This is a genomic window from Stappia sp. ICDLI1TA098 (genome assembly GCF_054880955.1).
Genome location: NZ_JBTZBT010000001.1, coordinates 1,156,196 through 1,176,543 on the forward strand (window position 1 = coordinate 1,156,196; position 20,348 = coordinate 1,176,543).

Annotated in this window: 16 protein-coding genes; 2 read left to right on the forward strand and 14 right to left on the reverse strand. The window is 66.1% G+C overall.

Annotation, left to right across the window (positions count from 1 at the left end):
- Window positions 1-108 precede the first annotated feature (108 nt).
- The 12 genes from ACSLUQ_RS05235 to ACSLUQ_RS05290 form a co-directional block, all read right to left on the reverse strand.
- Complete coding sequence (locus ACSLUQ_RS05235) at window positions 109-963, reverse strand: F0F1 ATP synthase subunit gamma (RefSeq protein WP_461807880.1); 855 nt, start codon at window positions 961-963, stop codon at window positions 109-111.
- Entirely contained in the window at window positions 960-2,483 is a 1,524-nt protein-coding gene (locus tag ACSLUQ_RS05240) for a F0F1 ATP synthase subunit alpha (RefSeq protein WP_461807881.1), read from the reverse strand. Before ACSLUQ_RS05240 ends, ACSLUQ_RS05235 begins: the two co-directional genes overlap by 4 nt.
- Complete coding sequence (locus ACSLUQ_RS05245) at window positions 2,473-3,210, reverse strand: F0F1 ATP synthase subunit delta (protein ID WP_417774173.1); 738 nt, start codon at window positions 3,208-3,210, stop codon at window positions 2,473-2,475. The genes ACSLUQ_RS05240 and ACSLUQ_RS05245 overlap by 11 nt, the downstream gene beginning before the upstream one ends.
- Window positions 3,211-3,214: 4 nt before the next feature.
- Window positions 3,215-3,460 carry a F0F1 ATP synthase subunit C gene (locus ACSLUQ_RS05250; RefSeq protein ID WP_417774172.1) on the reverse strand — a complete coding sequence of 82 codons (246 nt, stop codon included), beginning with the start codon at window positions 3,458-3,460 and terminating at the stop codon, window positions 3,215-3,217.
- Complete coding sequence (locus ACSLUQ_RS05255) at window positions 3,460-4,173, reverse strand: F0F1 ATP synthase subunit A (protein ID WP_461807882.1); 714 nt, start codon at window positions 4,171-4,173, stop codon at window positions 3,460-3,462. The genes ACSLUQ_RS05250 and ACSLUQ_RS05255 overlap by 1 nt, the downstream gene beginning before the upstream one ends.
- Window positions 4,170-4,475: an N-ATPase subunit AtpR gene (locus tag ACSLUQ_RS05260; RefSeq protein WP_461807883.1), complete on the reverse strand. Its 306-nt coding sequence runs from the start codon at window positions 4,473-4,475 to the stop codon at window positions 4,170-4,172. Before ACSLUQ_RS05260 ends, ACSLUQ_RS05255 begins: the two co-directional genes overlap by 4 nt.
- The gene (locus ACSLUQ_RS05265) at window positions 4,457-4,750 is read right to left on the reverse strand and encodes an AtpZ/AtpI family protein (RefSeq protein ID WP_461807884.1); all 294 of its coding nucleotides are present in this window, start codon (window positions 4,748-4,750) and stop codon (window positions 4,457-4,459) included. The genes ACSLUQ_RS05260 and ACSLUQ_RS05265 overlap by 19 nt, the downstream gene beginning before the upstream one ends.
- Entirely contained in the window at window positions 4,747-5,157 is a 411-nt protein-coding gene (locus ACSLUQ_RS05270) for a F0F1 ATP synthase subunit epsilon (protein WP_417774168.1), read from the reverse strand. Before ACSLUQ_RS05270 ends, ACSLUQ_RS05265 begins: the two co-directional genes overlap by 4 nt.
- Window positions 5,154-6,620: a F0F1 ATP synthase subunit beta gene (atpD, locus tag ACSLUQ_RS05275; protein ID WP_461807885.1), complete on the reverse strand. Its 1,467-nt coding sequence runs from the start codon at window positions 6,618-6,620 to the stop codon at window positions 5,154-5,156. The genes ACSLUQ_RS05270 and atpD overlap by 4 nt, the downstream gene beginning before the upstream one ends.
- A gap of 110 nt (window positions 6,621-6,730) precedes the next feature.
- Window positions 6,731-7,408: an ABC transporter ATP-binding protein gene (locus ACSLUQ_RS05280; RefSeq protein WP_461807886.1), complete on the reverse strand. Its 678-nt coding sequence runs from the start codon at window positions 7,406-7,408 to the stop codon at window positions 6,731-6,733.
- A complete protein-coding gene (locus ACSLUQ_RS05285) occupies window positions 7,405-8,610 on the reverse strand; it encodes an ABC transporter permease (protein WP_461807887.1) in 1,206 nt (401 codons plus the stop codon). Before ACSLUQ_RS05285 ends, ACSLUQ_RS05280 begins: the two co-directional genes overlap by 4 nt.
- Complete coding sequence (locus ACSLUQ_RS05290; protein ID WP_461807888.1) at window positions 8,610-9,653, reverse strand: efflux RND transporter periplasmic adaptor subunit; 1,044 nt, start codon at window positions 9,651-9,653, stop codon at window positions 8,610-8,612. The genes ACSLUQ_RS05285 and ACSLUQ_RS05290 overlap by 1 nt, the downstream gene beginning before the upstream one ends.
- 334 nt (window positions 9,654-9,987) lie before the next feature.
- Between ACSLUQ_RS05290 and ACSLUQ_RS05295 the strand changes: the two genes are divergently transcribed.
- Complete coding sequence (locus ACSLUQ_RS05295; RefSeq protein ID WP_461807889.1) at window positions 9,988-10,935, forward strand: DnaJ C-terminal domain-containing protein; 948 nt, start codon at window positions 9,988-9,990, stop codon at window positions 10,933-10,935.
- Window positions 10,932-11,261 (forward strand): hypothetical protein, encoded by a 330-nt coding sequence (locus ACSLUQ_RS05300; RefSeq protein WP_417774162.1) that lies wholly within the window; start codon window positions 10,932-10,934, stop codon window positions 11,259-11,261. Before ACSLUQ_RS05295 ends, ACSLUQ_RS05300 begins: the two co-directional genes overlap by 4 nt.
- A gap of 73 nt (window positions 11,262-11,334) precedes the next feature.
- Here ACSLUQ_RS05300 and ACSLUQ_RS05305 read toward each other — a convergent pair whose 3' ends face one another.
- Together ACSLUQ_RS05305 and ACSLUQ_RS05310 are read right to left on the reverse strand one after the other, a co-directional pair.
- Window positions 11,335-11,721, reverse strand: a complete 387-nt coding sequence (locus ACSLUQ_RS05305) for a DUF302 domain-containing protein (RefSeq protein ID WP_461808468.1) — start codon at window positions 11,719-11,721, stop codon at window positions 11,335-11,337.
- A gap of 98 nt (window positions 11,722-11,819) precedes the next feature.
- Window positions 11,820-20,321 carry a GH36-type glycosyl hydrolase domain-containing protein gene (locus tag ACSLUQ_RS05310; protein ID WP_461807890.1) on the reverse strand — a complete coding sequence of 2,834 codons (8,502 nt, stop codon included), beginning with the start codon at window positions 20,319-20,321 and terminating at the stop codon, window positions 11,820-11,822.
- Between the last annotated feature and the right edge of the window lie 27 nt (window positions 20,322-20,348).

A 20,348-nucleotide genomic window follows, 5' to 3' on the forward strand; every position in this document is an offset into this window, starting at 1 on the left:
TGACTGTAGGACCGTCGCGGAGGCGCTGGATTGATCTCCGTCAGCCTCCCGGATGAGGGGCTGCATCCGGCGTGGGACGATGCCAGTCCTTTGTTCTCGGCGGCCGGGTCATCTCTCGACGTTTGCGGATGCGGCGCCCGTGCCGAGTTCGATGATCTCGGCGGTGATCGCTTCCTGGCGGACCCGGCGGAGCGTGGCCTCGAACACTTCCAGTTCGCTTGCAATCTGGGTGCCCGCGGCGGCCATCGCCTTCATGCGCGCCTCGTTCTCTGCGGCGAAGGCGTGGAGGGCGGCCTTGCAGACCAGCGCATGTACATAGTCCGCTCCGAGACTGGCCAGCAGCGTCTCTGGAGGGAGCTGGGTGATCGGGGGTTCGCCGGTTGCCGGGCGGGCATCCGAAAGGTCAACGGGAAACAGGGTTCGCCGGGCGATCTGCGGTCGTCCCGAGCTCCAACTCGCATGGACAACGTCCAGCCGGTCGAAGCGATCTTCATCCAGGGCATGGTAGATCGCCCTGGTGATCCCGTCCGCCAGCTTCGGAATACCGGGCGAATGGGAGGGCATGGCCGCGCTCCAGTCAGCTTCGAGGCCGCGTGCGGCGGCGATCGAGAGACCGCGGGTTCCAACAAGCAGCAGGTCCGCCGTTTCCAGTTCGTTGCCGACGCTGTCCAGCACCCGTTCGCTGAATGCCCCGGCAAAGCCCTGTTCGGCGAGAAACAGGAGCAATCCGGTTCTGCCGCCACCGGTTGCCCGGGAACGCGGGGCGGGGTGTCCCGCCTCGTGGGGAACAAGGATCCGCGCCATTGCGGTTGAGATCGTCGCGGCATAGCTGTCGACGGCGTCGACTTGCGCCCGCGCGGTGCGGGCGCGGGCGGCGGCAATGCCCTTCATCGCGTTGACGACCGCGCCCAGTTGGCGGACGCCCTCGATCCGGGCGCTGACGTCTGCCAGCCGTTCGGTCATGGCGCGGGCTCGTCCGTCTTCAGCGACGCGGCGAGGCGGGTCATCGCGGCGATCAGTGCGGCCTGCGCGCTGGCGTCCAGTTCTCCCGCTTCCGCAAGGGTGCGGGGAACCTCGGCGGCGTCCCTGTCCAGCGCGGCGGGGAGCCCGGCGCGAAATGCGGCAACGGCCTCCAGCGGCAGGGGATCCAGCAACCCCGACTGCACGGCCAGCATCAGCGCGACCTCGTCGGCAAGGCGGAACGGGGCGTGCTGGGGTTGGCGCAGGATCGCCCGGATCCGTTTCCCACGCCGGAGTTGATCTCGCACCCGGCCTTCCGGCATGCCGCCGAAGCGGGTGAAAACCTCCAGCTCCAGAAACTGGGCATAGTCCAGCCTCAGCGTGCCCGCCGCCGCGCGCAAACTGGGCGCCTGCGTCTTGCCGCCTACCCGACTGACGCTCAGCCCGACATCCACCGCCGGTTTCTGGCCCTGGTGGAACAGCGCTGCATCCAGCACGATCTGTCCGTCGGTGATCGAGATCAGGTTGGTCGGGATGTAGGCAGAAAGGTTGCCTGAATCGGTCTCTGCGACCGGCAGGGCGGTCAGCGAGCCTCCGCCGAGATCCTTCGACAGCTTTGCCGCGCGCTCGAGCAGGCGCGCGTGAATATAGAAGACATCGCCGGGATAGGCCTCGCGTCCCGGTGATTGCCGCGTCAAAAGCGCGATTTCGCGATGGGTCGCGGCATGTTTGGACAGGTCGTCGATCACGATGAGCGCGTGTTGGCCCTTGTCGCGGAAATACTCCGCCATCGTCATCCCGGCATAGGGCGCGATCCACTGCAGGCCCGGCGCGGAGGCCGAGCCTGCCACGAGAACGATGCAGCGCGAGAAGTCCCCCTGCGCCTGCAGCGCGTCGATGGCGCGGCGCACGCTGGAGGTCTTCTGGCCGACAGCGACATAGATGCAGATCATGTCGCTGTCGCGCTGCGCGATGAGGGCGTCGATCGCGAGCGTTGTCTTGCCGGTGGAATGGTCGCCAACGATCAGCTCGCGCTGGCCCCGACCGAGCGCGAACAGCGTGTCCAACGCCACGACCCCGGTCTGCACCGGCTCGGTGACGAGGTCGCGCTCGATGATCGAGGGCGCGGGGCGCTCGATCGGCAAGTGCGTCTTCGACTCAATCACTCCCTTGCCGTCGAGCGGACGCCCGAGCGGATCAACGATCCGCCCCAGCAGCGCCTCGCCGACGGGAACCTGGACGACCTCTCCCGAGCCGAACACCGCATCGCCTGCCTCGATATCGCTCGCGGCGTCGAGAAGGACGCAGCCGATCAGATCGGAGTCCAGTACGCGGGCGAAACCGACCTGGCCGCCCTCGAAGCGCAGCACCTCGTCCAGCCGCACATCGCGCAGTCCCGAGATCATCGCGACGCCATCGCCGATTTTCTCGACCCGGCCTCTGTGTTCGGCGCGCGGCCCCAGCGGGGCGTGTCGCAGCGCGTCCTGGGCGGAGGAGAGCCAGTCTGGAGCGTCAGGTGGCATCCTTCATCTCCTGCAGGATCACGGCAAGATCCGCCCGCCAGCTGTTGTGCAGCACAAAATGTGCGCTTCGCAGCTCCAGACCGGCGATCAGGTCGGGATCGGTGACGAAGTTCAGCATCGGAGCGCCACCCAGGGCGGCGATGACGGCTTTTTCGATCTCTGCCTTGTGCGCCGCGTCCGGAGGCACGGCGGTGACAACCTCGATCTCGGCCTTGGCGGCGACCAGCGCGTCGCGCTCGGAGGTCGACATCTTCGCGATGGCCTCTACCAGCAGGGCAAGAAAGGCACCCTGGACCGCAGGGCCGTTCATCCGGCCCAGGATCCTGGCGGCGATGTCCACCGACAGCGCATAGGCCTGGGTCGCATTTTGCCTGTGCGCCGTCTCGGTGTCGCGGGCGATGGAGGTTTGCGCGGCGGCCAGCAGCGTCTCTGCCTTGCTTCGCGCCTCGGCAAGCGTTGCCTTCGAGGCTGCTTCCGCGCTTTTCGCGGCCTCCGCCAGCACGGCTGCGCGTTCGTCGGCGATGCCGGCTCGGGCCTCGGTCACCTCGGTCAGGGCCGCGTCGGCCTTGGTCTGAGCCGCCTTGGCCTCGGCGAGCATGGCTTGGGTGGCATCGCGGCGCCGGTCAATGGCTGCTGCCAGTGGACGCCAGAACACCCGGGAAAGAAGCCAGACGAGGATCAGGACATTGACTGCCTGCAGCCCCAGCCCCCAGAAGTCGACGGTCATGGGATCATGCCAGAAGCGGGTTGGCGAAGAGCAGCAAAAGCGCAATCACCAGGCAGTAGATTGCGGTCGTCTCGATCATCGCCAGGCCGACGAACAATGTGCGGGAGATCGTATTCGCTGCTTCGGGTTGGCGCGCGATGGCGTCCATGGCGGCGGCGACGGCGCGGCCCTCGGCGAGGGCGGGACCGAGAGCTCCGAAGGCCACCGCGAAGGCGGCGCAAACGATGCTGGCAAGGCTGAGATAATCCATCAGGGTTCCTTTTGGGTCGGGGAAGAGGGGGATGTGGCGCTCTTGGGCCCGTGCCGGCCGTCCTCGACCGCCGAGGTGATGAAGACCATCGCCAGTACCGCGAAGATATAGGCCTGGACCAGACCGGTGAGCAGATCGAGCGCCATCAGCGGGATAGGCACCAGAAGCCCCGCCAGCGAGGCGACGATGCCGATGACGAAAACCCCGCTCATCACGTTGCCGAATAGGCGAACGAACATCGAGAATGTCCGGGTCACGCTTTCCAGCATGTTCAACGGGATCATTACCGGATTGGGAGCGGCGAAGGACCTGAGATACCCCCCCACACCCGCGCCGCGCACGCCGAACCAGATCACCGAGAGGAAGACCAGGGTGGCAAGTGCTGCATCGGTTTCAAGCCGGGCGGTCGGCGGATCGACGCCGGGCACCAGCGAGGACCAGTTGGCCACGAGGATGAACAGGAACAGCGTGCCGATGAAATCACGATACGGCGCGGGTTCCGCTCCCGTGGTTTCGCGGATCTGTGTGTCGAGCGTGGTCACCAGAAGTTCGAGAGCAGCCTGTCGCCTGCCGGCGACCAGTTCGAGCCTTCGGGTCAGCAGATAGGCCCCAAGCACCAGCACCACCATGATCGCCCATGTCGTGATGATTGCCTGCGTGATCGGGATGGGTCCGATCTGGAACAGCGCGATGGAGGCAAGCGGCGAGTTCATGCGTCGACCCTTCGCGCCTGACGCAGCATCACGGTCTTGGCGCAGAGGACTCCGGCAAGTGCCGCCAGAAGCGCAAGGCCGCCCGCCTGGACGGCGAGATAGAAGCCCGCGCAAAGCAACGCCAGGCGGCCCAGCGTCAGCGCCAGCCCGAGCAGAAGAGGTCCTTGACCGACGATCAGGTCGGCGGTCTCGCGCACGGCGCGGAAATAGGCATAGCCCAGCACGAGCCCGGCCAGAAAACAGATCGGCAGGGTGAGGGACAGCGGCAGAGCTGCAAGGTCGATCATCGCGCGTTCATCCATTTCCATGCGGTCCAGCCGCCGAGACAAAGCCCCAGCACCATGCCGGGGGCGCTCCAGAAGATGCCCGTCGCCAGGCGTGCATCGAGCCAGCGTCCGAGGAACAGCCCGCCAAGTGCGGGAACCACGAAGATCCAGCCCAGCACGCCGATCTGCGCGAGGCGGCGGCCAACCGACATATCTCCCTCGCGCAGCCATTGCTCGTGGCGGTCACGGCGCAGGCGGGTTTCGCGGACAAGCGGATCCTCCTCCGGCTCGTTGGCGGGCGGCGTCGTCACCGGAATTCTCCCGCGCCGGCGCGGGGTTGAAGCCGGCCGATCATCTGGCGCAGGGCGTTCAACTGCAGGCGCATGCTCTCGACGTGCTCGGTGCGCTCCGCATCGACATCGGAGCGGAAACGGGCCAGAACCTCGGCATCGAGTGTGGCAAGGTCGGTGCCGGCCACCGCCTCACGCGTGGCGATGGCGATGATGGCTCCGTCCGTCACGGTCATCACCCCGCCGCGTACGGCGCAGAACCGTTCCTCTTTGCCCTTGCGCCAGCCGACGATGGAAACCGCCAGCGCCGTCATGAACGGGGCGTGACCGGACAGGATGCCGAAACTGCCGCTGGCATCCTCGGCGCGCAGGCTGTCGATGTCTTCGTCGACCACGACCGACAGGGGGGTCACGATCCTCAGCCTCATGGCGCGGTTCCCGCGTTCGGAGCAGCGGAGACTTTTGCGTCGGCTTCCTTCTTGCGCGCGTCCTCCAGCGTGCCGACCATGTAGAGCGAGCTTTCCGACCAGTCATCGGTCTCGCCGTCCAGAATGGCGCGGCAGCCTGCCAGCGTATCGGCAAGCGCAACGCTGGCGCCGGGTGTGCCGGTAAAGGCCTCCGTCACCATGAACGGCTGGGTCAGGAAGCGTTGCAGCCGCCGCGCGCGCTTGACGATCTTGCGATCCGCGGCGCCCAGCTCTTCCACCCCGAGAAGCGAGATGATGTCGGTCAGCTCGCGGAAACGCGCCAGCGCCTGGCGGACGGCTTCGGCTGTCTCATAGTGCCGCTCGCCAACCACCAGAGGGTCGAGCAGCATCGAGGACGAGGCAAGCGGGTCGATTGCCGGATAGAACCCTTCTGCGGCCTGGGCGCGCGACAGCACGATGACGCAATCCATATGGCTGGAGATGGTTGTGACGGCCGGGTCGGTGAAGTCGTCGGCAGGCACATAGACGGCCTGAATGGCGGTCACGGCGGACCCGGCCACCGAGGCGATGCGCTCCTGCAAGCCCGCCACCTCGGTTGCCAGCGTCGGCTGATAGCCAACGCGCGAGGGCAGGCGGCCGAGCAGGCTCGACACTTCCGCGCCCGCCTGGACAAACCGGAAGACGTTGTCCATCAGAAGGAGCACGTTCTTGTGCTTCTGGTCGCGGAAATACTCCGAAACGGTCAGGGCGGTGAGGGGCGCCCGCCAGCGTGCGCCGGGCGGTTCGTTCATCTGGCCGTAGACCAGAACGGTGCGGTCAAGAACGCCGGATCCCTTCATTTCGGTCAGAAGCTCGTGACCCTCGCGTGATCTCTCGCCGATGCCGGCGAAGACCGAGATGCCTTCATATTTCTCGACCATGGCGCGGATCAGTTCCATCACCAGAACGGTCTTGCCGACCCCGGCGCCGCCGAACATCGCGGCCTTGCCGCCCTGCGCCATCGGTGTCAGCAGGTCGATCACCTTGATGCCGGTCTCGAACACGTCCGTGGCACCGGTCTGCGATTTCAGGGTTGGGGGACGCGCGTGGATCGATCTGCGCGGCGTGTCGTCTGGCAGCGCCGGACCGTTGTCCTGCGGATTGCCGACGACATCCAGAAGCCGTCCGAGGACGGCATTGCCAACGGGCACCTTGACCGGCCCGTCTGTTGCGCGCACCCCGACCCCGCGCGCAAGCCCTGCGGTCGACTGGAACGCCACGGCGCGAACCGTGGTCTGGTCCAGATGGCTGTGGACTTCGAGAATGAGCGGCGTCGGCCTGTCCCATTCGACGATGAGGGCGGAATTGATTTGCGGGAGCTCGGCTCCTTCGAAGACGACGTCGACCACCGCGCCCCTGACGGCATGCACGATGCCTTCGCAGGGGAGGGGTGCAACGACGGCCAACTCTTCCCGCCTCTGCATGCGCTCGAGGTCCTTCCGGTGGACGTTTGCTCGCGACTCGCCACTCAACTCTACACAGAGACGGGAGATGTCGCACTGATCGGTGTTAGCGCGGATCTTCCTGCGGATGCCTAGCCGGTCAACAGACCATCGCCCACCACGATCTGTCGCCGGCAGAGCGCTGCGATCTTTTCGTCATGGGTCGAGATCAGGAAGGTTGTGCCCTGTTCGCGGTTGATCTGCCCGATGAGATCCATCACCTGCATCGCAGAGGCACGGTCGAGGTTGCCGGTCGGCTCGTCCGCCAGAACGAGTTCGGGCGCGTTCATCAGCGCGCGGGCGACGGCAACCCGCTGTTTCTGCCCGCCCGAGAGATTGGCCGAGGGAAAGTCGACGCGATCCGCGAGGCCCATCCGTACCAGCAGCTCGCGTCCTCTGTCGCGGGCGGTGGCGGTCTCGCGCCCGTCGCGCACAGCGGTGGGGAAAATCACGTTTTCCAGGGCAGTGAAGTCGGGCAACAGGTTGTGGAACTGGAACACGAAGCCGATGTGCAGGTTGCGAAAAGCGGTCACCTCGCGGTCGTCCGCCGCGATCAGGTCCTGCCCCAGCATGACATGGCTGCCTGAAGTGGGTTTCATGAGCGTCCCGAGGATTGTCAGAAGCGTGCTCTTGCCCGCACCCGACGGGCCCAGCAGGGCGGCCATTTCTCCTGCCTCCAGGCTCAGCGACAGACCACGCAGCACGCGGGTCGCGGCTTCGCCCGTTCCGAATACCTTGACCAGATCGCGCACTTCCAAAAGCGGGCTCATTGGCCGATCGCCGTGACGGGATCGACCAAAGCGGCCGATCTGGCCGGCAGGATCGAGGCGAGGATGGCGCCGAGCACCGTCAACGCGATGGCCAGCCCGTAGGACCCTTGCGTGATGTCTATCGGCAAGGTTCCCGCCTTGAACGCCTCGCGCGAGGGGAAGGGAAGGAGAGCCAGGTAGCCCAGGGTCGCCCCCGAGACGCCGCCCATCAGACCGATCAGGGTCCCCTGGGTGACGAAGACGAAGATGACGAAGGCGCGTCCGGCGCCCATGGCCCGCATGATCCCGATTTCCGGCCGACGACGATAGGTGGACAACAGCAGCGCCGAGGCCACGCCGATGACGATGGTGATGAGGGCGAAGCTCTTGAGGAAGTACCCGGTCTGCGCCTGGGCGTTGAGGGCCTCCATCAACTGTGCCGCGCCGTCTGTCCAGGGAACGGCGTCCAGCCCGGTGAGGGCGCGGATGTGCAAGGCGGAGGCATCGGCGGCGTTCAGGTCGTAGAGCTTGATCTCGATCTGGGTCACGCCTTGTGGCGTCGCAAACAGCGTGCGGGCCAGGGAGAGGCTGACAAAGACGCGGCCCTCATCCATCCTGCTGTTCCCGGTCTTGTAGATCCCGCCCAGCGTCAGGACCGCCGTCGCGCCGAGGGAGGACTGGAGCCGCAGCGTCTGACCTAGTGACAGCGCCAGATCGTCGGCCAGCTTGCGCCCCATGACGATCATGTCCGAGCCCAGCCGCGCCGATCCCTCGACCATGTATCCGTCGAGATCCAGTATCGCGGATTCCCGCCCGGGCTCGACGCCTGTCACGCTGACCTGGGCTGTCTGCGCCCCGCGCGCGAGAAACCCTGATCCGGTGATCTGCGGAGAGACGGCCTTGACCCCGTCGACCGCCTCAATGACCGGCAGCCATGTGGCGGCTTCTGTCAGCGTGGCGGTCCGCGTGCGGCCCCGTTCGATCACGCTCAACACCTGTCCCGAAGGCGCGACGAGCAGGACCGGGTCGGTCTCCTCGGCCTCGATGGTGATGTGGGCGATGTCGCCAACGGTGCGCGAAAGAATGAACTCCGCCAACCCGCCGATCAGCGCCGACATGAAGATGAAGATGAAAACACCCACGGCGACGCCCAGCACCAGCAGGGCCGTCTGCGCCTTGTTCGCCGTCAGGTAGCGTGTCGCGATCTTGAGGGCGTAGAGCATCAGGGCTGCACCGCCTCGACCGCTTGTCCGTCGGCAAGTCCCGCCGCGTCCACGATCACCACGTCGCCCTCGGCCAGTCCCGCCGTCGCGATCAGGCGGGTGGCGGGCCAGTCCACCACGGTGATGGGTCGCAGGCGGGCCTTGCGGTCCTCGACCACGAAGACAGCGGTGCCGGTAGGGCCGGCCACCATCGAGGTGCGTGGCACGGTCAGCGCAGCCGCCTGCTGGTCCACCAGGATGTTGGTCGTGACGGTCATTCCCACGGGCGCGATGACCGGGTCGTCAAAGGAAATCCGCACGGCAAGGCCGCCGGTGGCGACATCCACGCGGGTCGAGACGAAGTTCACATGGCCGGTGCGGGTGCCGGTTTCGCCGGCCAGTTGCAGGATTGCGGTCTGGTTCCGCGAGATCTGCCGCGCATAGGCTTCGTCCACATCCGTTTCGACCTCAAGCTCGCGCAGATCGGCGAGGATCAGAAGGAGAGTGGAGGTGTCGACAAACTGACCCTCGTCCACATTCAGGATCAGGACGCTGCCGGGGATGGGGGCGCGGACCGTGTGGTTCTGTAGAGCGATGCGGGCCTGATCCGCCAAGGCGGTCAGGCGGGCAACCTCCTGAACCGCAAGCTCGACCGCGTGGGCGCGGGTTTCGAGCACGGATCTTGCAATCGTCCTGCCGAGAGAAACCGACCGGTCGTAGGCCTCCGATGCCTGCTGTTGGGCCTCGAGAGCGGCGTCTCGTCCCGCCATTGCCTGCCGCAGGACGGCGCTCTGAGTCTTGGCGTCGATCAGGCCCAGCACCTGACCGGCGGCCACCTCGTCGCCCTCGGCCACCGAAAGCGTCTCGAGCGTGCCGCTGACGAGGGGGCGCACATCGACCGAGTGCACGGCGGCGACACGACCGTTGACGGCCAGAACGCGCGTGACCGGTGCCAGTGTAGCGATCTCGACGGCGACCGAGCGCGGCCTTTCGACCCACGGCTGCACATAGAGCAGCGCTGCCAGACCGAGGACCGACAATCCGGCGAGCGCCCAAAGCCGCAAACGCCTTTTCCCGGAAGGAGCGGGAGGGATGTTGCGCAGGGCAGGGACCTGTGGTGAGGTCGAGGGCGTACGGACCTGCAACGCCGTCGAACTGTCTTTCCCGGTAGGTTTGTATTCAGCCGCGGCCAACGTGGCCTCCTTCCGAGGTTGCGACAGGGGCCAAACGGAGGACGCAATCCGCCCCGTTCGATCTTGCGCAGGATAGGCGCGCGCGTCGTTTCTGCCTTGATATGGATCAGCGACATCGCCGGGTGGGCCATGGCATGCAGAAGCAGCCATTTCATGCGCGCCATCAGCACATGCGCGACGCCATGGACGACAAGAAGGATCCTGGATGCTCAACGATCCATACGAGGCCCTTGGGCTGACCAAGGCGGCCACGGCGGAGGACATCAAGAAGGCCTATCGGAAGTTGGCGCGCACCAGCCATCCGGACCTTCATCCCGACGACCCCGGTGCCGAAGCGCGGTTCAAGGCGATTTCCGCAGCCTATGCCGTTCTGAAGGACCCGGAAACCCGCGCGCGCTACGACGCCGGAGAGGTTGACGGGCTGGGTGCCGAGCGCCCGCAGCGCCGGTATTATCGCGATTTCGCGGAAGCCTCGGACAACGTCTACCGGCAAGGGGGCGGGTTTGGCGCGGATGCCGATCCCGCGGACGTCTTTGCCGACATCCTGCGCAATCGGCGGCGCCCGTCCGGCGGCGGTGACTTCGACGATTACGGGTTTTCGGCTTCGGGACCGGATGCGCATTATTCCCTCGAGCTGCCGTTTCTGGATGCCGTAAGGGGAGCCAGGACCCGTATCACACTGCCCGACGGCCAGGGCCTTGCGGTCACGATCCCGCGGGGTACCGAGGATGGCCAGACCTTGCGGCTGCGCGGCAAAGGGATGCCTGGCTATGGCGGAGGTGCGGCCGGGGATGCGCTGATCACCGTTTCCGTGCGCTCGCACCCGGTTTTTCGCCGCGATGGCGACGACATATTGCTGACGCTTCCCATCACCATCGATGAAGCCGTCCTCGGCGGCAAGGTGACGACGCCGACCATCGACGGGCCGGTGGGCCTGACGATCCCTCCCGGTGTCAGCTCGGGCCGGGTCCTGCGCCTGCGTGGCCGCGGCGTGGAGCGGGCAGGGCAAAAGACCAAGGGTGACCAGAAGGTCGAACTGAAGATTGTCGTTCCGCCCGAAACGGACCCGGCTTTGCGGGATTTCCTGTCCCAATGGCGCGAGACCCATGCCTTCGACCCGCGGGCCGACCTGCTGAAAGGGGCCGGGACATGACGGACCGATTTTCCGAAGACGATATCATCGCGACCGTCACACGGCTCACCCGGGTCCAGCTCGTCCGCTTCATCGAGGGCGAGTTCGTCAGGCCGCAGCGCGATGCCGGAGGATATGTCTTTCGCCGCATCGACATCGCGCGGCTCGAACTTCTGTGCGATCTGTCGCTGGATCTCGATCTGGATGAGACCGCACTTGGCATCGTGCTCTCTCTCATCGACCAGTTGCATGCCGCGCGGCAGGATCTGGCGGTCGTCGCGCGTGCGATAGATGCATTGCCTGCCGATCTGCGCGCGCAAGTCACGGACGCGATCAAGCGCGCCTGAGCAAGGCCTTCTCTGGAAGTGCAAGCCAAAGGCTTCGAAGAGGCCGCCGACGCGCTGCCGCCGGCGGCGGATGTCATATGGCCGCGACGGCCTTGGTCATCAGGTCGCGCACCTGGCTTGCGACCGCGTGCAATTCCGGATTGTCGATCGCCTGCATTGAGGCCACCGGATCGACCGCGCTAACCTCGACGCCGCCGTCAACCGCGCGCAGGATCACGTTGCACGGCAGCATCGCCCCGACATGGGGCTCGAGTTCGATGGCGCGATGCGCCATGCGAGGATTGCAAGCACCGAGAATGACATAGGGCTGCATCTCGACATTCAGCTTCTTCTTCATCGTCGAGGTCACGTCGATTTCGGTCAGCACGCCAAAGCCCTGGTCGGAAAGAGCGGCGCGGGTGCGTGCCTCCACCTCCTCGAATGCCGCGCCGTCGAATATTCGGTTGATGGTGTAGGTCATCATGACAGTCTTCTCCTTCTTGATCGTTTCGGATGATGGCGGGCGGCTTGAGGCTGGACGTCGGTGCACCTGGTATGCCGCTCCGTCGTGCTGCGCCATCACAAGCGTCGCAGGTCGAGGGTGTGATGAAGCCCGTCGAGCCGCATGCGGGGGGCTCCGGCTGATGAAGACCGCATGGGTTCGCCGTCAAGCACAGCCTGCCAGACAAGCCGCCCGTTGCCCGGGGGTGCATTGTCCACGCGGATGGCGAAGCTCGTAGCCTGTACCTTGATGGCGGCTTCGAAACCCGGCCAGTCTGAGGGGATACACGGGTCGACGATGAGCATATCCCCCTCGCGGCGGATGCCCAGGATGCCCTCCAGGCCGGCGCGATACATCCAGGCGGCCGAACCCGTGTACCAGGTCCAGCCGCCCCGGCCGGCGTGCGGCGCGACGGAGTAGACATCAGCCGCGACGACATAGGGCTCAACCTTATAGCGCTCGACCTCCTCGGGCGTGCGCGCGTGGTTGATCGGGTTGAGCATCGCGAACAGCTCATGCGCCTTGTCGCGCGCGCCCGACTTGGCAAAGGCCAGGATCGCCCACATGGCGGCATGGCTGTATTGACCACCGTTCTCGCGCAAGCCCGGCGGATAGCCCTTGATGTAGCCCGGATCGCGCGGGGTCTTGTCGAACGGAGGGGTGAACAGAAGCGCCAGGCCTTCGTCGCGGCGAATGAGGTGCCGGTCCAGCGAAGCCATGGCCGTTGCTGCCCGGGCCGGCTCGGCAGCTTCCGAGAGCACGGCCCAGGACTGTGCGATAGAGTCTATCCGGCATTCTGTGTTGGCCTTCGAGCCAAGGTTCGCGCCGTCGTCGAATGTCGCGCGGCGATACCACTCGCCGTCCCAGGCATGCTCTTCAAGCGCCAGTCGCAGCGCATTCGCATGAGAGCGCCAGCGTTCGGCGCGCACCGGGTCGCGCCCCTCCGAAAGGGGGCTGAAAAGCTCGATGGCACGCAGCAGAAGCCAGCCAAGCCAGACGCTCTCGCCCTTGCCACCCTCGCCGACACGGTTCATGCCGTCGTTCCAGTCTCCGGTGCCCATCAATGGAAGGCCGAGCTGTCCGGTCAGGTCCAGGCACTGGTCGAGACCGCGGGCGCAATGCTCGAACAGGGAGGCGGATTCAGCTGCCGTGGTCGGATGGGTGAAGGAGTCATGTTCGCCAGGGAGCAGGGGCGGGGCATCGAGGAAGGGGACGCTCTCGTCGAGTACCGCGTTATCGCCCGACGTCTTCACATAGGTCGCCGCCGCAAAGGCGAGCCAGACACGGTCGTCCGAAATGCGCGTTCGCACGCCCTGCCCGGAGCCGGGCAGCCACCAATGCTGGACATCGCCTTCGACGAACTGCCGTCCGGCCGCACGCAGGAGATGGCGTCGCGTTTCCTCGGGGCGCATGAGGGTCAGTGCCATTCCATCCTGGAGCTGGTCGCGGAAGCCATAGGCACCGCTTGTCTGATAGAAGGCCGAACGCGCCCAGATGCGGCAGGCCAGCGTCTGGTAGAGGAGCCAGCCGTTCAGCAGGATGTCCATGGCCCGATCCGGCGTCTTGACCTGAACCGCTTGCAACAGGTCGTTCCAGTGATCGCTTACCTCTTGAAGTGTGGCGTCGAGATCGGCGGTCCGGTAGCGCGCGAGCAGGGCGCGGACTTCCTCCTGCGTGCCGCACTGTCCGAGAAACGAGACGATTTCGACCGTTTGGCCCGCCGCGAGCTCGACGATCTGCTGCAGGGCCGCGCAGGGGTCGAGGCCGGCGCCCGTCTTTCCCGACAGCGCTTGTGCGCGGGTGAGCGCGAGCGGTGCGGAGAGCCGTCCGCAGCAGCCGAGGAATTCCGTGCGGTCGGCCGTCCAGGTTGACTGCCGTCCGCCGAGATCGGCAAAGGCAACGCCGCCGGAAGAACTGATGCTCCAGGGATTGCGCGCCAGCATCGCGCCGGAAGTCTCGTCGATCTGCGTCACGAGGAAGGGCGCGGTGGCGCCGCGCGAGCTGCCGAGCACAAGTTCGGCATAGCTGGTGACGGACAATCGGCGGCTGCGGCCGGATGTGTTTCGCAAGGTCAGGCGCGAGATCTTGATCGGGTCGCTGAGCGGAACGTATTGCAGGAGATCGAGCGCAACGCCGTTGGCTTCGTGTTCGAAGCGGCTGTAGCCGAAGCCATGGCGCGAAACATAGAAGCCGCGGTCCCGGATCGGCTGGGCGGTGGGGCTCCACAGTTCGAGTGTTTCTTCGTCGCGGATGTAGAACGCCTCGCCGCTCGGGTCGACCACGGGATCGTTCGACCATGGCGTCAACTGGTTCTCGCGGCTGTTTTGCGCCCAGGTGTATCCACTTCCTTCCGTCGATACCTGAAAGCCGAAATCGGGGTTGGCAATCACATTGATCCACGGCGCGGGCGTGACGGCGCCCTGGTCCAGGATCGTCACATACTCGCGGCCATTCCTGTCAAAGCCGCCGAGCCCGTTGAAGAACTCAAGCGATGGTCGGTGGAGGGGGCGGGGCGGCGATGCTGATCGCTCGGCTTTGCGATGGACGGGAGGATGGGACAGGGGCGGCAGATCGGGAAACTGCTCGGCTATCGGGCCACGGCGCGCGGACAGCGTGACGCGGGCGACGGAATGAAGTCGTGCGCGTGCCTCGGCGCTTATCAGGTCGGCGCGCAGCACGAAGACCGAGCCTTGCGCCAATTCCAGTCCGAAGCGGGGACGCGACTGGCTGCTGCGCACGGCCGTCTCGATGGCCACCTGCAGATCCTGTGTGTAGGAGGACGCCCGCTCGTTGACGATCACCAGATCGACGGCGAGGCTCTTCATCCGCCAGTACTCATGGGCGCGCAGCAACTGGCGAACCTGGGCCATGTCCTGGGGGTCACCGATGTTCAGTAGGACGATCGGCAGGTCACCGGAAATGGCGAGGTGCCACAGGCCCGACTGCGGGCCCGCGCCGCGGACAATCTGCACCGATGGTGCCCGGTAGCGCGGGTTGGCGTAAAGGATGGGAGTGGCCAGGCGCTGGAAGTCCGCGGCCTCTCCGGCATCCACGTCGAGATGGCGAAGCTGGACCTGACCCTGGGTCCAGGCCAGCGTCTGAGCGCGGTCGAACGCACTGCGATCATGGTGTTTGTCGATCAGATCCATAAGCTCGGCGCGCGAAGAGGCGACAATGGTCCAATAGGCGACGCGGGCGATCTTGCCCGGCGCGATCCTCACACGCTGCCGCAGAGAGAAGATGGGGTCGAGGACCGTTCCCACCGTGTTCGATAGCGACACTCCCTCTCGCATCGCGTCGGGCGTGGCAATAGTGCCGCCACGACCTATGAACCGGGCGCGGTCGGTCTCGTATTGCGGGTCGGCGACGATCTCGCCCTCAACGACGGCGAGATGAGCCGCCCAGACATGCGTTTCGTCGGGCGAGCGCAGGCGGCGCGTCGCGATAAGCGCTCCGAACTCGGCCGCGTGTTCGGTCTGCACGAACATCTTGGAAAACGCCGGATGCGCGGTGTCGGCAGCCATGGGAGCAAGCACGATCTCCGCATAGGACGTGATCTCGATCTCGCGCTCCCGCCTTCCGGCGTTGCCGACGCAGACGCGGCGGACCTCGCAGTCGTCCTCGCCGGAGACCAGCACATCCATCGTGGTCGTCAGGGGGCCGTCATGTCGGATGAACTGGGCGCGGTCCTCGTCGAAAACGATCTCGTTCTTTGCCGCCTCCTGGCAGAGCGGCTGGGCGCCGACAGACCAGACGTCTCCGCTTCCGATGTCGCGCAGGAAGATGAAGGAGCCCCAGTCGTCGCGCGTTGCATCTTCGCGCCAGCGCGTGACCGCGATGCCGCGCCAGCGGCTGTAACCCGCCCCGGCAGCCGTGAGCATCACCGCGTAGCGGCCGTTGGAGAGCAGATGGGTTACCGGCGAGCCGGCCGTGGCGGTGGTGACCCTGCGCGACGTCGAAGGTTCCGCATCTGTCGCTGCAGGCGAGACCTTGACCTCCTCCGCCCTGGGGTGGCCGATCGCGACATTGCGCGGCATACGTTCCTGCAGCAGAAGCTCGCAGGCCTGGATCATCGGTTCGCGGTGGAACCGCGCGCGCATTTCTCCATCGTGGAGCGTATTGGCGATGGCGACGATGGTCATGCCCTGATGGTGCGCCATGGTGGTTCGGACAATGGCCACATAGGTCTTTTCGGGAAGCCTGGAGCGGGTGAAGTCGAGCGCTTCGAAGAAACCGTAGCGGCTGCCGGCTCCCAGCCGTGCCAGGAGAGCGTAGTTCTCGCAGGCGCCATGCGGGTCGACCATCGCCGCCAGCCCGGTCGCATAGGGAGCGATCACGGTGTTCTCCGAAAGGCCGCGTTTCAGGCCAAGGCCGGGTACTCCGAAGTTCGAATACTGATAGGTCAGTTCCATGTCGCGGGCGTTATAGGCGGACTCCGAGATGCCCCAGGGAATGTCCAGCGCGCGGGCGTAGGTCTGCTGGCGCTCCACCACCAGTCGGTTGGTCTGCTCGAGAAGGCTGCCGGCGGGCGCGCGCATGACGAGCGATGGCATAAGGTATTCGAACATGGAGCCAGACCAGGAAATCAGCGCCGATGCGTTCGCAAGCGGCGTCGCCGCCCGTCCCAGGCGGAACCAGTGCCGTGTCTCGATATCGCCCTTGGCGATGGCGAAGAGGCTCGCAAGCCGCGCCTCCGAAGCGAGCAGGTCGTAGCAACTCGTATCGAGACGATTGTCGGCGTGGGAATAGCCGATCGACAAGAGCTTGCGCTCGGGGTCGAGAAGAAAGGCGAAGTCCATCGCCACCGCCATTTCGCGCGCGTCGGCGGCGAGCGCCCGCAGCCGGTCTTTCAAACCAGGGGGCGCGATCTGGTCGCGCGCGTGTTCGGCCGCGATCTTTCCGAATGACTCGATCCAGAAGACGAGGTCGGGTGAGGCGTCGTCGACGCTTGCCGGGATCATGGCGCGCGCCATGAGGGCTGCCTTTTCCGCCAGCCGCGTCAGCACGGGCGTCAGCGCGTCGAGTGTTTCCGGCCCCTTCAGCCGGTCTTCGATGTCGTCGAGCATCTGCGGGAGCTGCGCGCCGCGTCCGTTTTTCGCGATAGACAGTGTCTCGAGCGCCTGTCGGGCCAGATGGAGGCTGTCGCTCATGCCAAGGCGGGCTTGCGTCCCTGCGGTTTCGTCCGCCCAGGATTCGCATGCGTTGGCGACCACGATCAAATGCCCGGCCAGGTTTCCGCTGTCGACGGAGGAGATGTAGGCAGGCTCGAGGACGCGCAGGTCGCGGGTCTCATACCAGTTGAAGAAATGCCCCTTGTGCCTTGAAAGAACATGCATGGTTCTCAAGCTAGCTTCCAGGCGTTCCACCGTCTCGATCATGCCTGCCCAGCCGAAGTCGCGGGCGGCTATGGAGGAGACGAGATAGAGCCCGATATTGGTGGGCGAGGTCCTTTGCGCGATGACCGGGCGCGGGTCTTCCTGGAAGTTGTCCGGGGGCAGCATGTTGCTTGCGGGCGTCACGAAGGTCTCGAAGAAGCGCCAGGTGCGGCGGGCTATGAGGCGCAACTCGCGCCCATCCTGATCGGAAATCGCAAGGCGCGGTCCGGCGCTGGGCGAGCGGCTGACCCGCAGGGCGATTGCCGGCGCGGCCAGCCAGAGCAGCGCGAAGGGAATGGTCAGCGGCCCGGAGGAAGGTGAGAACACCGTCGCGCCAACGGCGATGAGTAGCCCAAGCAAGGTGCCGGAGGCCATGGAACGGTAGAAGCCGGCGAGGTTCAGGCGCGGGCTTCTGTTCGACTGAGCTGCCGTGGTCCATTCCAGCAGGTGGCGGCGGGTCCAGGCCAGACGCACAAGCGTCCTTGCGATGGCATCGCCCATTCGCCACGCATGATCGGCCAGAAAAGCAATCGAGAGCGCGCTCTGGACCGCGGCGAGACGCAGATCCGCGGCGAGCGTGGCGACGTGACTGCGCAAGCGAATGCCCGAACGCGCCGGCACGAGGGAAAGGAGTACGGAAAGGAAGGCCGGGAGGGCAATGCCGGCAAGCAGGATCGCGGTTCCAGTCGCGGCCGCCGGCTGAGGCATCAGCCAGGTGAGCCCCAGCGCGAGGAGCGTGAACGGCGCCAGAAGCGAACGCCGAAGATTGTCGAGCATCTTCGCGCGCCCGATGGCTGGAACCGCGAGGTGGCCCTTGTCCCGGCCCAGGGCCCAGGGCAGGAGTTGCCAGTCGCCGCGGGTCCAGCGATGCAGGCGTTTGGCGGCGACGTCGTACCGGGCGGGGAATTCCTCGATCACCTCGACGTCGGAGGCGAGGCCTGCCCGCGCGAACACGCCCTCGAAAAGGTCGTGGCTGAGCATGGAGTTCTCCGGCACGCGGCCGGAGAGTGAGGCCTCGAAGGCGTTAAGGTCATAGATGCCCTTGCCCGTAAAGGTGCCTTCACCGAAGAGGTCCTGGTACACATCCGAGGCGGCGGCCGCATAGGGATCTATGCCGCCGGGGGCGGAGAAAACGCGCTGATAGACCGAGCCCTCGCGTCCGACCGGAAGCGAGGGCGTGACGCGCGGCTGGAGAATGCCATAGCCGTCGACCACGCGCCGCGCCGCATCGCTGAAGCGCGGGCGGTTGAGCGGATGTGCCATCTTGCCGATGAGGCGGTGGGCGGCGTCGCGCGGTAGCCGTGTATCGGCGTCCAGCGTGATGACGTAACGCACGCCGGCTGGCACCTGAGGGGGAACGCCGTCGACAGGCATGAAGGTCGTGTCGCCGGCGCCGAGCAGGAGGCGATTGAGCTCGTGCAGCTTTCCGCGCTTGCGCTCCCAGCCCATCCATTTGCCTTCGCTCGCGTTGTACAGGCGGCGTCGATGCAGGAGGAGGAAACGGTTGCCGCTGGCGGCCGGCTCATGGCGCCGGTTCAGTTCGTCAATCGCCCCTGCTGCGACGGCGAGCAGACCGGCATCCTCCGGGGTGACTTCCTGTTCCGCATCGGTGCCGTCCGTAAGCAGTGCGAAGACGAGGTCTCCGCCGGAGCCGGAAAGGTGGTGGACCTCGAGGCGCTCCACCTGCTCCAGAAGGTCGGCCGCGCTCGTGAGCAGTGTTGGCACCGCGATGAGCGTCCGCAACGACGACGGCACGCCCTGCTTGAGCGCCAGGCCGGGCAGGGCGGTGGCCCCGAGACTCCAGGTCAGGATGCGGTTGACGAGGGCTGTCGACACCTCGCTGACGGGGAGAAAGGCCAGAAATGCGAACCACAGGAGCCAGCCCGTGCCCGGATCGCTGGACGACATCGCCCATAGCGCAAGCGCCAGCACCGCGGCCGAGACAAGCAGGATCGCCCCTACGTATCCGCCGATGCCAAGCCGCGTGTTGATGCGGCTGACCCGCAGCCGCGCGGACGGGCAAAACCGGATCGCGCGTTCTAGCGCCGGCCGGCCCTGGGCGATCAGGTGATAGCCCGGGTCGGCGAAACGTTCGGCGTCGGCTGTGCCGTCAGCCTCGGCCGCGCTTTCTCGCGCGGCGACAAGTGTGTGGTCCACGATCTCGAGCTCGGAAAAGGACGATCCGCGCGCCAGTTGCTCGATCGCGTTCCTGTAGAGATCACGGGTCGGGAAGTCCATGTCGGAAAAGGCGCTTCGCGCGCGCAGCCGCTCGTCGACCAGGCTAACGCTCTCGAAAAGGTCCGCCCAGTCGATGTCGGAGACAAGCCGCATGCTGGTGACGATGTTGCGCACGGTGACATTGGACGCGCCTTGCCTCTGTTGGGCATGTTGCACGACGTCGTCGATGGAAACGCCTTGCAGGGCGAGACGCTCCTCCAGCCACTTGAGTGCGGGTGTCGTGGCCGGGTCCTGATTTCGCAGCTGCTTGGCCAGATGCGCGGCGAAGAGTTCGGGCAAGGGGTTTGGCGATCGGGAGGCGATATCCGCATCCAGCGCGGAGCGCGCCTCACCGGGCAGGAGAAGCCGCTTGGCCAGCGCCGCCGCCTCCGTGCGGGCCGCGCGCGCTGCCGTAATCTGGTCGGCCAGTCGGCGCAGGTTCTCGATGAGGACGAAACGTAGCGTGATCGCGACGGCCCACAGCTCGCCGATCGTCAGGGGCTGTACCTCCTGGTAGGCCACCAGAAACCGCCGCAATCTCTCGCGGTCGAAGAGGCTGTCGGTGTGTGCGACAAAGGCCCAGGCGAGTCCAAGCACCCTTGGATAGCCGGCAAACGGCCCTTCGCTGAGTTTCGGGAGCTGGCGATAGTAACCGGGGGGGAGGTCGTCCCGGATCTCGAGGATCTGCTCCTCGACCACATGATAGTTGTCCAGCAGCCATTCTGCCGCAGGAACGACGCCTCTGCCGCTTTCCAGCTCCGCCGCACTCGACTGATAGGCGCAGAGCAAAACAGCGGCGTTGTCGCTGAGCCTCTTGTGCAGGGAGCGCACGACCGGCGGCCGCCCGGCCACCGTCTGAGCCGTGGCAAGGCTGCGCGCGTGTTGCTCCAGCCGTTCAACGCTGAAAAGCTCTTCTCTTACCGGTGCCCCGTCGTTCCACGGTGGTGACGACGAGCGAAGGCCGAGGAGGCGAGGGAACGATCTCAAGGAGTGCCTTTCCAGCCCGGGCGCAGG